The organism is Burkholderia sp. SRS-25, from assembly GCF_004343765.1.
Lineage (GTDB): Bacteria > Pseudomonadota > Gammaproteobacteria > Burkholderiales > Burkholderiaceae > Burkholderia > Burkholderia contaminans.
In genome coordinates, this window is sequence record NZ_PTXM01000008.1 from 1 (window position 1) to 15,351 (window position 15,351).

At 62.2% G+C, this 15,351-nt stretch carries 13 protein-coding genes and 2 pseudogenes; 7 read left to right on the forward strand and 8 right to left on the reverse strand.

Annotated elements, in window-relative coordinates:
• Nucleotides 1-587 (reverse strand): putative glycoside hydrolase (locus tag C5O79_RS11880; RefSeq protein WP_276321103.1); only part of this gene is annotated, 587 nt, incomplete at its 3' end.
• 142 nt (nt 588-729) lie between these two features.
• Between C5O79_RS11880 and C5O79_RS11885 the strand changes: the two genes are divergently transcribed.
• Nucleotides 730-969 (forward strand): hypothetical protein, encoded by a 240-nt coding sequence (locus tag C5O79_RS11885; protein WP_131931384.1) that lies wholly within the window; start codon nt 730-732, stop codon nt 967-969.
• Here C5O79_RS11885 and C5O79_RS38540 read toward each other — a convergent pair.
• Nucleotides 932-1,558: pseudogene (locus C5O79_RS38540) on the reverse strand (IS110 family transposase); the annotation flags it as partial. The gene C5O79_RS11885 and the pseudogene C5O79_RS38540 sit on opposite strands and share 38 nt — an antisense overlap.
• Nucleotides 1,559-1,905: 347 nt before the next feature.
• Between C5O79_RS38540 and C5O79_RS11890 the strand changes: the two are divergent.
• Both C5O79_RS11890 and C5O79_RS11895 read left to right on the forward strand, forming a co-directional pair.
• Nucleotides 1,906-2,727: an IclR family transcriptional regulator gene (locus tag C5O79_RS11890; protein WP_122474079.1), complete on the forward strand. Its 822-nt coding sequence runs from the start codon at nt 1,906-1,908 to the stop codon at nt 2,725-2,727.
• A 722-nt stretch (nt 2,728-3,449) separates the two neighbouring features.
• Nucleotides 3,450-5,588: an NAD(+) synthase gene (locus C5O79_RS11895; RefSeq protein ID WP_122474080.1), complete on the forward strand. Its 2,139-nt coding sequence runs from the start codon at nt 3,450-3,452 to the stop codon at nt 5,586-5,588.
• 19 nt (nt 5,589-5,607) lie between these two features.
• Here C5O79_RS11895 and C5O79_RS11900 read toward each other — a convergent pair whose 3' ends face one another.
• Nucleotides 5,608-6,567 carry an acetyltransferase gene (locus C5O79_RS11900; protein WP_122474552.1) on the reverse strand — a complete coding sequence of 320 codons (960 nt, stop codon included), beginning with the start codon at nt 6,565-6,567 and terminating at the stop codon, nt 5,608-5,610.
• 44 nt (nt 6,568-6,611) lie between these two features.
• On the opposite strand from C5O79_RS11900, the gene C5O79_RS11905 reads away from it, so the two are divergent.
• A complete protein-coding gene (locus tag C5O79_RS11905; RefSeq protein WP_174242097.1) occupies nt 6,612-7,598 on the forward strand; it encodes a ribose-phosphate pyrophosphokinase in 987 nt (328 codons plus the stop codon).
• Here C5O79_RS11905 and C5O79_RS11910 read toward each other — a convergent pair.
• The 4 genes from C5O79_RS11910 to C5O79_RS38380 all read right to left on the reverse strand — a co-directional run bounded on the left by C5O79_RS11910 (nt 7,576) and on the right by C5O79_RS38380 (nt 11,124).
• Nucleotides 7,576-8,652, reverse strand: a complete 1,077-nt coding sequence (locus tag C5O79_RS11910) for a hypothetical protein (RefSeq protein ID WP_122474082.1) — start codon at nt 8,650-8,652, stop codon at nt 7,576-7,578. The genes C5O79_RS11905 and C5O79_RS11910 overlap by 23 nt on opposite strands.
• A gap of 743 nt (nt 8,653-9,395) precedes the next feature.
• Nucleotides 9,396-9,872, reverse strand: a complete 477-nt coding sequence (locus C5O79_RS11915) for a hypothetical protein (protein ID WP_236862295.1) — start codon at nt 9,870-9,872, stop codon at nt 9,396-9,398.
• A 129-nt stretch (nt 9,873-10,001) separates the two neighbouring features.
• A complete protein-coding gene (locus tag C5O79_RS11920; RefSeq protein WP_122474084.1) occupies nt 10,002-10,652 on the reverse strand; it encodes a BON domain-containing protein in 651 nt (216 codons plus the stop codon).
• A gap of 70 nt (nt 10,653-10,722) precedes the next feature.
• Nucleotides 10,723-11,124, reverse strand: a complete 402-nt coding sequence (locus C5O79_RS38380) for a hypothetical protein (protein ID WP_175887713.1) — start codon at nt 11,122-11,124, stop codon at nt 10,723-10,725.
• A gap of 322 nt (nt 11,125-11,446) precedes the next feature.
• On the opposite strand from C5O79_RS38380, the gene C5O79_RS11930 reads away from it, so the two are divergent.
• The 3 genes from C5O79_RS11930 to C5O79_RS11945 all read left to right on the forward strand — a co-directional run bounded on the left by C5O79_RS11930 (nt 11,447) and on the right by C5O79_RS11945 (nt 13,759).
• Nucleotides 11,447-11,662 (forward strand): hypothetical protein, encoded by a 216-nt coding sequence (locus C5O79_RS11930; protein WP_122474085.1) that lies wholly within the window; start codon nt 11,447-11,449, stop codon nt 11,660-11,662.
• A gap of 657 nt (nt 11,663-12,319) precedes the next feature.
• A complete protein-coding gene (locus C5O79_RS11940; protein WP_122474087.1) occupies nt 12,320-12,619 on the forward strand; it encodes a GYD domain-containing protein in 300 nt (99 codons plus the stop codon).
• Between the two features lie 189 nt (nt 12,620-12,808).
• The gene (locus C5O79_RS11945) at nt 12,809-13,759 is read left to right on the forward strand and encodes a universal stress protein (protein ID WP_122474088.1); all 951 of its coding nucleotides are present in this window, start codon (nt 12,809-12,811) and stop codon (nt 13,757-13,759) included.
• 12 nt (nt 13,760-13,771) lie between these two features.
• Here C5O79_RS11945 and C5O79_RS11950 read toward each other — a convergent pair.
• Nucleotides 13,772-15,298 (reverse strand): annotated as a pseudogene (locus C5O79_RS11950) (heavy metal translocating P-type ATPase); the annotation flags it as partial.
• Nucleotides 15,299-15,351 lie beyond the last annotated feature (53 nt).

Here is a 15,351-nt window from a genome sequence, read left to right on the forward strand (position 1 = left end):
ACCGCCCAGTCGGGATGCGCGGCCGCAAGCGGATCGTCCTTGAATACGACGAGGCGCGCGATCAGGTACAGCCCGCGCGCATGGAATGCGCGGATCAGCGCCGGCAGGTCCGCGACGCGCGGCCCCGCCTCGCCGCCCCCTGCGCCGATCGCTTCGCGCGCGGCGCTGCGATACGGCGTCATGCCACGATCGCCCTTCACGTCGATCACGAACGCGTTGACGGCCGTGCGGCCCGGCAGCGCGAGCGCCGCGTCGCGCAGCGTGCGGTCCGCGACACCGTAAGCCGACAGGTAGACGGCCTTGGGACGAAACGGGACGAGCCGCACCGTGCGCGCCGACTCGCCGGTGGCGAGCGCGACCTCCGCGCGCGCATAGCCGGGGGCGGTCACGCTGAGCGTCTGGCCGCCCGACGGCGCGGCAAACGTGCCGGCAGCCGATGCGATCAGGCTGCTACCCGACGCATACCCGAGCGCGCCCGCCACCGGCCGGCCGCTGCCGGCATCGACGACCGTCACCTCGACGGTTCCGGCCCGGCCGGCGACACATGCGAGTGCCAGCAGCATGCCCGCGAGCCCGCGGCGGACCATCGCCGCGGGCAGCCGCCCGCATCGCCACGACGCATGCGGCTGCCGCCCGGCACGCGACCCACCGACGGTTGATCGAATCTTCAATGCACACCTCGCGACGCGAATTCCCGTGGACATTGTTGCGAATCCGGCGGAACGGCCCGTGAGGCAGATCAACGGCGCGCATCGCACGCCGCCCGAAGCAGTCGATCGATGCGTGATCGACGCGCGTGTCTATGGCGCCGAGCGCCGGGATTCCTGGACGGCAAGGCGGGCCCACAAGGCCTGGAACGACGACAGGCCGGCGCCGTCGTCCGGCTGTCAGCCGATATTGCACGACGCATCGGAAATTCCGACACGACGCCTGCATCTCCCATCGTTGTCACTGTCGCAGTGGCCGTGAGCAAGCCGAATCCAGCTATCTTGGCAATCGCTATGAGTGTTTGATCCTGTCTCATCGATACTTTCAGGTGCCGCTCGATTGTCGCGACCTGTTCGTCCAGCTTCGCTAGTCCGTTCCGCTGCTCGTACAGTGTGTCAATTCACATAGCTGGCAGACGTTCGGCCAGCAGCCTCGGTACTCCCGGACGGCGCGACTTGGGCCCACCTACGCGCCATATTCGGTCAACAAACCTCGCAGCGTATTGATTTGCATGGTACGGAACTTCACCAGCTGTTGGCGCCTTCGGTGCATGGCCAGCACGGCCTGCTGATCCTCGGTCTTCACCACAGCTGCTTTACAGGGCTGCTGCATCGCAAGCCAAATTGCTCTCGCATTTGCTGCGTCTTGTTACCAATATGTAACGCTTTGAAGAAACCTGCCTGCATCAGCTTGTGACCTGATGCTCCATCTTCTCCAGCTCACGCGCCCAGTGCCGAGAACCACCGCACGCCTCCATGCCAACCAGGCCTGGCGACCGGTTTGCGTAGTCCTCGAGAAATCCAGCGCGCCAGAGAATTCGTTCTCCTCGGTCCCCTTGCTGAGCATTCATCGCAGCTCGCGACTCTGCTTGAGCGCGAAATTCTTGCGGTGAATTTTTTTTGTCAAGTATATTTGACATCGACTGATGTGACAGAGAGCCACCAATCTGAAGCGGCGCCGTGAATGTATAGGCGAATACGGGCGTCCTCGCTTTGATTTGCACGCTCCAATTAGAGAAAGGGGCTCGACCCAGTCACCGATGGGACGCGCCACAGTGAGATTGAGTGCCCGTTGTGAGGCCTCGGGTTACAGCTACAGCCTTCATGCGAGCCACACTCGCGCCTCTGTCGTCCGCGAAGTGCGCGCAATGCGAGTCATAAAACTGATCGATAGATATCCCTCAACCGCAAACCAGCAATGCAAACAACCAACGACCTGCTTCCCGGCTGCGACGCACGGGAATCGATGGGCGCAATCGACCGCTATCGTGCACCCGCGCTCGACAAGGGTCTCGACATTCTGGAACTCCTGTCGGAGCAGAAAGAAGGCCTCACCCGCACTGAAATCACGAAGGAACTCGGCCGTAACGCGAGCGAGATCTACCGGATGCTCGAACGCCTCGTCGCGCGCCGCTACGTGATGCGCTCGACCGGCGGTGACCGCTACACCCTCAGCCTCAAGCTGTTCTCGCTCGCGCACCGGCATCCGCCGATGAGCCGGCTGATTGCCGAAGCCTTGCCGCCGATGCAGCGTTTCGCCGACTCCTCCGAACAATCGTGCCACCTGTCCGTCTACGATCGCGGCAACCTGCTCGTGATCGCGCAGGTCGACGGGCCCGGCCCGTGGGGCGTGTCGGTCCGGCTCGGCTCGCGCGTCGGGCTCGCCGACACGGCATCGGGACGCGTGATGCTGGCGTTCCAGGGCGCCGAGCAGCGCGCGCACATGATCGCCGAACACCGCAAGGTCAAGGGCGAAGGACCGCTGAACGAGCAGGAACTCGCGTATGCGTGCCAGTCCATCCTGCAGGACGGTTACCTGCGCCAGGACAGCCGCCACGCGTACGGCGTAACCGACCTGACCGCGCCGATCCTCGGGCCGTCCGGCCATGCGATCGCGGTGCTGACCTGCCCGCACATGCGTCGGATCGACACGCAGGCGGCGCCGACGGTCGACATGGTCATCTCGACACTGCATGAGACGACTCACCTTCTATCGGTACATCGCGATGGTTCATATTGATGTGTATCCGAAAGCCTTGCTCGAAGATTACGCAGGCAGGTTGAGGGCCGATGGCCACGCTGCATAACGTATGCTCAACAAGACGATGTACTTCGGATGTACGGCACACGGGAGACGGACTGTTACCGATGTCCCCAAAGGACAGAAGAACAAGCCCTGCCCGCGCGTCGCCAAGGCGCTCGAGTAGTTCCAGGTGATGTCTCAGGTCAGCGTCGATCGAGACTGCGGGCCGCTATCTCATTGCGGAGGTAACGGGTGTCTCGCATACAGTGGGTGAGACAACTCGCATCGTTCAAAACGCAGGTACACAACTAGCGCCGCGACCTCGTCGGGCCGGGTGAGACGCCACTCAGGAATATGCAGCCCTACATTTTTCAGACACCGCTAAAGAACCAATCAGGCAGTATTTGATTTAGTTGGTTAAAATTTTTTTGCAGCCTGCAAATCCTTGTCGCACCTAGGCCGACCTACCTCGATAAAACACATCAAAATCAAGAGGATTTCTTAAGGCGATTCATGTTGATTGTGCGCTGGGACATCGCTCGTGACGTGGGTCGAGCGCAACGCGCACAAGCGCGAATTTGATGCCCGTCAACGAGTCGCCGCAGTTTCGTTCCTAGATTCAATTATGAGAACGACGGCGCAGCAGCAGGCACGCCTGGCGCCACCCTCGCGCTTGCCGTGCACGCAATTCGGTACACGGCGCTCCATCCGGAACCGTCATGAAGGCACCTGCCCCCTCCCCCCACATCCAGGCCGCGGACGATTTGCCGGCGCGATGCTTTTTCAACCCCAACCGGCACGGATTTGTCAGAATCGCCGTCGCTGTGCCACCGGTTCGCGTTGCCGACCCGGCTGTCAATGCCGCCGGCACGATCGACGCGATTCGCCACGCTGCGCGCCAGCGAGCGACAGCGGTCGTCTGCCCGGAACTCGGGCTGTCGGCCTATACCTGTGACGATCTGTTCCAGCAGCAGGCGCTGCTCGATGCATGCATTGCCGCGCTGGGCGACGTGCTCGACGCGTCGCGCGAACTCGCGCCAATCGCCTTCGTCGGCGTGCCGCTGCGGTTTGGCGCGGCGCTCTACAACTGCGCCGCGGTCGTACATCGTGGGCGAATCCACGGAATTGTGCCGAAAACCTATATCGCGAATTACCGCGAGTTCTACGAGGCCCGGCAGTTCGCGCCCGGCGATGCACTCATACAGGAAACCGTCGATCTGCCAATGCAGGCGGGGATTCCGTTCGGAGGCCGCCTGTTGTTCCAGTCCCGTGCGCAGCCGCTACTGACATTTCACGTCGAAATCTGCGAAGACCTATGGGTGCCGGTTCCGCCGTCGTCGTACGCAGCGCTCGCGGGTGCGACAGTGCTCGTCAACCTTTCCGCGTCGAATGCAAGCGTCGCGAAGGCGGATTACCGGCGCGCGCTCGTCGCCAACCAGTCGGCCCGTTGCCTCGCGGCTTACGCATACAGTTGCGCGGGCGCCGGGGAGTCGACAACTGATCTCGCGTGGGACGGCCACGGCATGCTGTTCGAGAATGGCGTATTGCTTGCCGAGGCGCACCGTTTCGCAGCGCCGCCTCAACTCGTGTACGCAGACGTGGATCTCGATCGTCTCGCGGGCGAACGGATACGGCAGACGAGCTTCACACACGCGGCGATGCGACATCGGGAAGCGTCCATGGCATTCCGCACGATCGCGCTCGATGTCGCCCTCGACGACACCAGCCCGCTGCTGCTCGCGCGCAGATGCGAGCGGTTTCCCTACGTGCCCGCCGATCCCACACTGCGCGACGAACGCTGCGAGGAGATCGGTGCGATCCTGGTGCAAGGGCTCGTCACGCGGATGAAGGCGGCCGGCGTCGAGCGGCTGGTCATTGGCGTCTCGGGTGGGCTCGATTCGGCCCTCGCGCTGCTGACCTGCGTACGCGCGACCGATGCGCTGCGCCTGCCGCGCGATCATGTGCTCGCGTGCACGTTACCTGGCTTCGCGACCAGCCTGCGGACAGCGGATCAGGCAGTCCGGCTGATCCGCGTGCTCGGCTGCCGGCACATCGACATCGACGTTCGCCCCGCGTGCATGCAGATGTTCCGAGATCTCGGCCATCCGTTCGCACAGGGCGCCGCGCACTACGACGTGACGTTCGAAAACGTCCAGGCGGGAATGCGCACCGATTACCTGTTCCGGCTCGCGAACCGGCATGCTGCGCTCGTGGTCGGCACCGGCGACCTGAGCGAACTTGCGCTTGGCTGGTGCACATATGGCGTCGGGGACCAGATGTCCCATTACGGAGTCAACGCGAGCATTCCGAAGACGCTGGTTCGCCATCTCGTGCGCCGGGTAGCCAAAACCGGGCCGTTTGCGGAAACTGCCGGCAAGGTGCTGCGCGACGTGCTCGCAACCGCGATCAGCCCTGAACTGATCCCGGGCGATGCGCCCTTCGACCCGACACAGCAGTCCGAAGCGGCGGTCGGCCCGTTCGAGCTTCAGGATTTCAATCTTTATTACCTGCTTCGGTTCGGCTTCCGGCCGTCCAAGGTCGCGTATCTTGCCTGGAATGCATGGAACGACGCCGCATGCGGTGCATGGCCCGACGTGCCGAGCGAGGAACGGCACGCCTATTCGCTCCGCGAAATCCGGCACTGGCTGGAAATCTTCATCGTGCGTTTCTTCCAGGACATGCAGTTCAAGCGCAGTTGCCTGCCGAACGGGCCGAAGGTCGGCTCGGGCGGCTCGCTGTCGCCGCGCGGCGATTACCGTGCACCGAGCGATGCCTCCGCACAGGCGTGGCTCACGGACCTCGCCACCGTACCGGAGACAGTTGATGACAGTCGTATCGCCCCGTCGCCGGCGCTCTGAAGCGCGCTTCGCCGTGTGTTCAGCCGACGCGGTAGGCAGCGTCGAGCGCCTCGACGAATGCGTCAAGACGATCGGGCGCGAGCCGGTTGATGCCAGCCGCCCCTTCCCGGCCACCACCCCGTGGAAAGTTGCGACAAAGACGGTCGGCACCGCGCGGTGCGATGACCGGTGCGCGAACGCTGACCGTGTATCCGCCCCCCGGCGAGAAGGTCAGCACCGCGTGAGCGCGCCCCGTGTCCCTGCATGCGAGCCGGTTGGCGAAGACGCCGCGGACGCGGCGCGCCCAACGGGCATCGGGAAGGATATAGACGTCCGCCCCCGGCAACATGATGGTCGCGCGTTGCCGCTCCGCACGCGCGATATCGCGTCGTCGATTGGTGTCGAGGCGTTGCGCCAGTGGCGATCTCGCAAAATCAAGCGGATCGCCATATTGTCGGACCGTCCGATATACGGCCAGTGGCGCGATGAAGAAGTCTTCCGGACAATCGCCGTAGCCGTTGTAGTTGACGGATTCGCCGAGTGCCTGCAGGCGGCGCACATCGGCATCCGTCAGGCCACAGGCGGCGGCCAACGTGCCGGCCACACAGGCGAGATTGTCGCCATACGCGCCAACCACCGCCCAGAGCCGCTGACGGCCAGCCAGGTACCGGTCGACGATGACGCTCGTACAGGTATCCGGCGCTGTATCGATATGCGCATGAAGGTGGGGATGATCCGGCACGTCGCCGGGCACGTGGTGATCGAAGTAGTCGACGTCGACCCCTTGCGCAAGAAGTGCATCCAGGGCCTCGCGATTCGCGTCGAGAGAAACGTCGAGGACGGTGACAGTGTCGCCGTACACGGCCGGCACGCGCGAAAGCAGCGTGATGTCACGCTTGGGGCCCGTCACGAGCACCGATTCGGCCGGCGTCACGAGCCGGAGCTGATGCAGCGCGCAAATGCCGTCGGCATCGCCGTTGAATACGTCAAAACACGTCACGATTTGCCGCACCCGATGACTGTATGAATCGAGGTAACCATGTCATGGAACGTCTCCCTTTCAGTCTGTTTGCCTTCGCTTCCTGCCGCACCTTCGGTGAACGTATCGGCGCTCGCCTCGGAATCACCCTTGCTCCGCTCGAGGAGCGTCCGTTCGAGGACGGCGAGCACAAGACTCGCCCGCTCGCCAGCGTGCGCGGCCACGACGTCTACGTCGTTCAATCCCTGCATGGCGAGCCGGGCAGTTCCGTCAACGACAAACTGTGCCGGTTGCTGTTGTTCATCGGCGCGCTGAAGGATGCATCCGCCGCACGTATCGGTGCGGTGACGCCGTACCTGTGCTATTCGCGCAAGGACCGTCGTTCGCAGCCGCGCGATCCGGTATCCACGCGCTACGTCGCCGCATTGCTCGAAGCGGTGGGCGTCGACCGTATCGTCGCAATCGACGTTCACAACATCGCGGCATTCCAGAACGCGTTTCGCTGCCCGACTGAGCATCTCGAGGCAAACGGCATGCTGGTCGAATGGCTCGCCGCGCAAGCCGGCGAACGACAGGTCGTGGTCGTATCGCCCGATGCGGGCGGAGTCCAGCGCGCCGAGGATTTCCGGGCGCGACTGGAAGCACGCATCGGGCGCCCCGTCGACGCGGCGTTCGCAGGCAAGCTGCGCAGCGGCGGCGTCGTGACGCCGAAGCCGATCGTCGGTGAGCTTGCCGGTCGCTGCGCGGTCATCGTAGACGACTTGATCGGTGCCGGCACGACACTGGCCCGTACTGCCGAGGATTGTCGGGCACTCGGCGCACAATCCGTCTACGCGGTCGCGACGCACGGGATGTTCTTTGACGGTGCGGCCAAACGACTCGGCGGCGACGCACTCGCCGGTATCGCCGTGACCGATACGGTGCCGCCGTGGCGCGTGCCGGCCGGATCGCTCAGGGACAAGCTCGCGATAATCGACAGCGCGCCGCTGTTTGCCGAGGCAATTGCGCGTATTCATCGCGGCGGCTCGCTCACTGACCTGCTGCGTCACTGATGTGGCTTGCCACCCACGCGCGTTCGCAGCCGTCGATGTGCCGCCGGGCGAGTGCGAGATACGCGCTCGCACGATCCCGCCAGACCGGCGTCGTCCGGAATTCGGGCTCGCGCAGATGCCACACAGCTAGCCGCGCGCGAGTCATCGCGCGATAGCTCTGGTAGAAATGCACGCACCCGTCATCGACATCGTCACCGCTTGCCGAACGATACGCGTCGACGAGCGAACCCGCGAACCCCGGTGCGCCGAGGCGCTCGCATTCGAGTGCGAGAAAACCGACTTCGTCGGCCGCATCCTGTACACGCAACCGTCTGCAGAATTCGAGGCAATCGATGATCGCGATCGGATCGTCGATGCACACATGCTCTGGCCGCAGATCGCCGTGCCCCTCGACGACGCGCCCCTGCCGCACGCGCAGATCGAAGCGCGTGGTGTCGCCCATCAGAAAGGACCTCTGTCGCGCGCAGAGCGAGTGCACAACATCGACGGGTTGACCCGCAAACGGCTTGCGCAGCGCACGTTCATTCGCGTCGATCGTGCAACGCAGCGCAGCGCGATACCCGACACCGCCGATTCTCACTGGCGCCAGCGTGCGGTAGAACGCACTCAGCCGGGCGGCGATCCGGCACGCGTCGCCTGGTGTTGCGTTGCCGTCCGACAGCACCCGATCGAGCATTCGCTCGTTCGGAAGGCGCCGCATCCTGACTAGCCAGTCGATGATTTCACCGGTTCCACCCACATGCAGGCAACCCAATGCATCAACGGCGAGCGGCACCGTGTCAAGATAGACGCCTGGAGCGAGCCGCTGGTTCAAACGCACCTCCTCGCAGCAGAAGCGATGACGCGCGGCAAGCGTCCGGAAATCGAGCTGCGGCGCGCGCACCGGCTTCTTGAGCTTCCAGGCATACCGATCCGTCAGGAATACCCACGACATGTGCGTCTCTACAGCTTCGACGGATTTCGCGCTGTCCGGCCACACGGAAAGCGTGCGCAGGGCCGCCACCTTGTCGCGTAGCGCGATCGTGCTGCCAGTCGGGCTGCTGGCGTCACTCATGTTGCTTGCCATCCCAGCCCCACATTCGGTCCCGCACTCCACTGCGCGTCGCATGCCCCCAGCGCACGTATGAGGAACTCGACGCTGGCCGTGTCGTTCATGCCGGCGTGGAAGGCGGCGGCGTCATCCCGCAAGGATCCGTTCATCATGTGTTGCCCGACCGCAACCACGTCGAACTGAGCTCGCAACGCGTATACCACCTCGAGACCAACCGGAACGCCCCGCATGCCAGTGCGATCACGACATTGTTATTGCGGTATACGCATGAACGCAGCGCGAAGGCGATGTGTCGGCCAGCATCATGTCGGTCCAGAAACACGGGACAGGTTCGTGGATTCATGGTCATGCTCGTGCGACCGTAACGGGTAGCAAAGACACCTGTATCCCGCTGCGCAATGCAAGTGCTCGGCTACCTGAATAAATCAGGCTCGTCGCATTCGTCAGGGTATTCAGGGTGCCTTGAATCAAGCGCACTTCGGTGCCCACGCTTTTGCACGACACCAAGTCCGGATGCATGCAGCAGGCGGATCCGAACCCTCTCATCAGAATCACCTTCGAAGGCGATGCAATCTATCGTACCGGTACCGCACGGCGTAACACTGACCGCTATCAATCCCGGCCCACTACCGGGCAGGAAACCGACAACACCAATTCTGCCGGCTTGGTGTCATGCCCGCTCATTGCCGATTGAAACATGCTCAAGAGGCGTGGCCGCCGGGATGGTCGTAGATCGACCGGGAATGCTATTCACGATGGTGATACCGGACTCTATGCCTGATGAACAATATCGGTCCAACCAGGAGGCCGAGTATCGTCGCCCAAAACAGTAGAACGTAGCCGAAAAGCTGCCAGAATTCCCGTACTCGCTGCTCGAATATCCATGTCCGGTAAGACGCAACGTCGCTCGCAGCATCTGAATACGACGCGCGATATACGAACAGCGGCAGGCAGATGTCATATTTCGGAAGCGGCGTCGTCAGCAACGATCCAGCCGGTCTCGCACCCACGCGCCCGCACTCCGAAGCATTCATGCCGGCAACGACGCCCGCGCTCACCGGATGGTCGAAGATTGCGTCGATCCATGCCGTCGCGCTCGTCAATAACAGGCACAGACCGATACCGCCGAACCAGCAACGCATCAGCGGAAACCGCTCGGTTTGGCGACCTCGTATCATAAGATCGCACGCGTTCGGAACGCGCACCCCGACCTCATTGAGCATGCCGTTTCATCGTGCATGGTGCCGCCGAAGCCGAAACGATTTGGACCAAGCACACTGCTTCTCCTTGAGGCATGGCTGGCAGGACCGCTACGAAGTGCAATTCGTCGAGCAGCGCCGCCACCGGAATCATCACGCAACGGAAAGTTGATCAACCACGTCGCGTACACCAGGCGCCGACCACGCGGCATCAAAGGCGAGCCGCCGTTCTTGTAGTGAGTCCACCCGACCCGTTAATGTCACGCAGCCATCCTGGACAGAAACACCAACATGGCCCGCCTCTTCCACCGCATGCCGAATCAATGCCGCTTCAATCTTGCCCGCAACGTCGGATTGGGTTGGATGCGGCCTGACATGAATCTCGTTGAGAATCCGGGTGACGCCGCGCAGCCGCTCTACTGCCCGCTCCGCCTCCTGCATCTGATAGCCCCACATCACCTCGCCCGACAACGTCACGCACCCGTTCTCGACAGTTACATGTACGGCCTGCTCGCCAAGCCCCGCATCCCACTGCAGAAGCGAGCGCGCAGCGATCGCAATGTCCTCGTCCGAGCGACGTTTGCCGCCATCCGTCCGTACTCCGAGATTCAGCACGACGCCGCGCACGCCTTCGATGCGTTCGACAGCTTTACGCACTGCAAGCTTTTCCAGATAACTGGCAACGTGTCCGGTCAACGTGACGACACGTTCGTGCACCTCCACACCGATGCGCACCGCGTCGATGGACGGATCCCATTCCAACTCCTGCTCGACGTGCTTCTTCAGCTCGCTGTCGCTTTTCATGGCCACTCGCTCCGTTCGGTTTCGATAAAGCAAAGGTAGGTGCGACTTCGTCGCAAGAAATTGATGGAGGTCAGTGTGACGCGCCAATCGACATCGTCCGCGTGATCGTATGACACGCCGCTGTCGCATAGGCGTTCCGACTTGGCTCGAAGCAATCTTGGCCTGCAAGGCGTAGCACCGTCTGACGGCCGTTAGCCGACAAACGAACTGTTGTCTCGGCAAGCGGTACTACATCCAATTGAACAAGACCCAGATCGATTAGGCAGCGGAGATCGGCGGGGTCAACTTGCGGGCACCGAGATTCACTGGCGAGCACCATCAGAAGTGCGATCTCGTGTGGGCTCAACAATCGGCTGCCATTGGCGTCGATCGGCTGATTGCAGTGGAATGTAGCAGCGGAAAAGTTCAGCACTGCTGCATCGCAACGGGAAATGGCGCGGCGACTTGACGTGTCCGTGAACATGGCTCGCATGAAGATTTTCGTATCGTGAAGATGAAAACGCAGACCAAACGGTACATGTCGATTTCGATTGCGATCGACGTACGGCAACGACGATCTTCGCTCCTATCAGGAGATTGACATTGACGATTGTCATCTGGCCAGAACAGACGAACAAAAAAAATCAATTATTGATATTATGGAAATACCATTTAATCAACATATAATTTAATACAGTATTACGAATTGCAGATTTTCATCGCAAACATCCTATGATTATTCGGATTGCGTGTAATCAATGCGCGATTGATACATCAGCTTCAGCATGTATCGCTCAGACCACGGGAGATTCTGCATGAACTGGTATTGCGCGATTGAATGCGAGCTGTCCCATATCGAAGCATCCATTCGTCGGCTCGAGAAAATGCGAACCGACTTCCACAAAAAGACGACTGTCAGCGACCCCGCATACTGGCGCGCAAGACTACACGCCGTCAGAAAGACAGCCCAGCAAAACAAGACCCTGTTGCGACGCACCGACGAAATCCTCGTTTTGCTCGAAAAACTCTGATCTTTTCACGCGGGTCGATGAGCGTTCTCATGGATCGCGAGCGAACAATTCGGACAACGTGAACGTAGATTGCGTGCCATCCATAACAGCCGTGCTTGACCTCCATCAACGTATGCGCGCGCCATCATGCATAGATTTCAAGCGAAGACGCGGGACGATTTGCCCTGCGCACTCGGAAACCACCCATGCCGAACGAGCCCGAAGCACGTCGCGCGTTACTCGTGCATCTGGGTAACGTGTTGCGAACACTGAGTTGCGTCCTCGAATGCGAGGGATGCTGCACGACGATAGACTCGCTGATGACTGCCCAGCCAATACTCGCAGACGTTCCTCTGCTGAATCACGTATCTGCGCACATGACCGTGCCCGAATTCACACGGGCAGTCCTGCACGCATACTGCCTATGGCCTCAGCAACTGCTCGATGAGCCGCTCGATCGCGATGCCCTGGCCACGCCCGTATGCGCATGGCTGTTCGCTGGCAACCCGGGAGGCTGGGCACGGTACGCTGCGTCGCTCAGCGCCGAGATCCCATGGTTCGGACAAGGCATCGTGCCGGGGTCGTCTTCCGGCCGGCGATCATCTTGCATATCGCCAATCACATGATCGCCGGTCATGCCTGGTTCTGTCGTGAAGTGTCACTTACGAGTGATTCACCATGCCTGCCTTTGTCATGTTGACACGCCTTTCGTCCGACGCAGTCAAGACGCCGGGAAAGCTGGCCGAACTCGAGCATCACGCCATCCACCGGTTGCAGAAAACGTGCGGTCCGGTCGAATGGGTACACAATTTCGCGCTGATGGGCGGCTACGACTATCTCGACATCTTCATCGCGCCCGATCTCGACACCGCATTCAAAATATCCGCCGGCATGCGCACGCTGGGCCATGCGAGCGTCGAAATATTCCCCGCGGTGGATTGGAAAACCTTCAAGGCGCTGGTGGCCACACTCGGCTAGGGCCTGCCGACCGCGCCGGCGTACGCTGTGCTGTTCCCGACCATCCAGCCAGCTCGATGCGAACGTTTTTCAGCGCCTGCCTGCATCACATCGCGAGGGCACCCGTGCTTGAAGAAAGTCAAACCGGCACGACCGCTCGTGCGAAAAACCACTATGTGCACGACCGTCGGTTGCCACCGGGAGACATTCATGAGCACCACCACTTCACCCATCCAGGCGGTCCCCGCTCCTCAGCGAGTGCTGATCGCCATCGACGGTTCGACCGCATCCGCCCATGCACTCGCGTATGCCAAAGCGTTCCTCCCATCGAATGCAGCGGTGCACATCATCAGCGTTGCGGAAAATCCGAGAACGCTCGTCCCGCTCGGATCGAAAGCCATGGCGTTTCTCGAATCCGCGCGCGTCGAGTTGCTCAGGGATGCATCTGATGCACTGTCGCGCGCGAAAGCCGCAGTGGATCGCGACGACCTCGTCATCGACACGGAAGTCATCGACCTGGCCACCCACGGCGGAGATGTCGTGAATGCACTGGCCGACAGCGTGCAAACCTGGCAGGCCGAACTCGTGATCGTCGGTGCACGTCAGCATCATGGCTTGCTTGGATGGGTCGAAGGGACGGTTTCCGGCACGCTCGGCAAACTCGTCGGGTGCCCGCTGCTCATCGTTCCGGAAGGTTTCGCGTCGGTTGCCGAGCACCTGCCACGGCGAATGCTGTTCGCCGTCGACGGAAGCACGATTGCACTGGACGCATTGCGCACTGCGTTGACATTCTCGCGGCCCGACACCGAATTCCGTGCGATATACGTGGTTGACCGCCCCCCAATGTTGGGAGACTTCGTCCTTGTCGGGGCACTGGAAGAAGCATTGATCGACGAAGGAAACCATGTACTGCGGGGTGCCACTGCAATACTCGAAGGCACTGCCAGACATGCGCAGTCGAAACTGATTCACACAGATCGAACCGGCGCGGACATTTCCCATCTGATCGTGCGCGACGCGCTCGAATGGAATGCGGACATGATCGTCATGGGCACTCACGGACGGCGAGGCGTGACGGGCTGGCTCGTCGGCAGCGTGGCCGGGCGCGTGGCGCGCATCACGAAAACGCCGGTCCTGCTCGTCCATGCGTCGCGTGCGTGACGCGCTTCGTCGTCACGCATCCGCACCGACGGCATGGAACAGCTCCTCCTCCTGGGCGCAATGCAGGCGCACGATCGCTTCGAGCCCGTACAGCAGGCGTTGTATCGCCTGCACCTGCATGGTGTTCGTTCCCTCTTGCGGCAGGTCGACGACCATCCGTCTGAGCGTTCGGACCATCCTGAAAATCTCTCGGTGTGCGCCGCTCATCGCCGCAAGCTGATCTTCGCCACCGAGCAGTGGGGCAAGACGCGCGTAAACCTCCAGATCATCGGCGCGTTCGTGCGGCAGCAGCCGTTCGTCGAGTGCATCGATCACGCGCGCCAATTCGCCGGCGATGGCGACAGCGGACAGTTGCGGCAAGCGATCCGCGAGATCCCTGATCTGGTCCAGCAACGGTGACAATGCCGTGTGCTCGCACCGGAGTTGCTCAACGTCGATATCGGCCAACCCAGCCCCTGTCGGCCTCGCGCGCACCAGCAACACGCGTAGCGCATTGACGATGACGACGACGTCGACGACTTCCTGAATCACTGCACCGGCAATCGGCGGCAGGAATCCCGCCGCCGCGATCGTCATCGCGACGACCGACAACGACATGCCGATCACCACGCTCTCGAGCGCGATCCGGCGCGATCGACGTGCGATGCACATCGCGTCCACGAGTCGATCCAGTCGATCGACCAGCAGCACCACGTCGGCTGCGTCCGAAGACGCGGCCACTCCCCGCGCACCCATCCCGATACCGACATCGGCCGCCGCCAGTGGCGGCGCATCGTTTACACCGTCGCCCGTCATGATCGTCACGCCCTCCTTGCGGGCTGCCTGGATCGCGATGAGCTTGTCCGCTGGCATTTGCTCGGCGGGCACGTCGGTGACGCCCAGCAGCTCGCCGCCCGCCTGGGCGATGTCGCGCCGGTCGCCGGTCAGCATGACGAGGCGCTCGCCCCCTTCGCGCTTCAGCGGCCGCAATGCCCGTGGCGTTTCGAGCCACAGCTGGTCGGCCATCTGAATGGCGCCGATCATGACACCGTCAACACCAACGAACACGGCAGCCCCGCCGTCGCTGCCGGTCCGCCTCAGAACCGCGTCGCTCCAGCGCCCGATCGTCGGGCACGCAGCGGCGACGTATCCGAACTTGCCGATCGCGACAGTGCGGTTGTCGACCCGGCCTGTCACGCTTTCGCCCGCGGTCTCCACGACGGCCGACGGCGGATGCAGATCGATGAAGCGTTCCCGCGCGACGACCGGCAGTGCATCCGAAATGACATGACCCGACGCCTGCGCCAATGACGCCGCGACGCGCAACACGTCGTCTGCCCCAACGTCGGCACCGCATTCGATCTCCACGATACGCGCCTGCCCGCCCGTGAGCGTCCCGGTCTTGTCGAAGAAGAGAATCGTTACTCATGCGAGACGTTTCAGCGCGCCTCCGTCCTTGACAAGTACGCCGCGTTTCGAACACCGCGACATACAGGAAACGATGGCGACCTGCACGGCGAGGATCAACGGACACGGGGTAGCCACGACAAGCACGGCAACCACAAATGCGGTGTCGACGATCGGCGAAGCCCCGGCGCCGCCGATCGTCGACA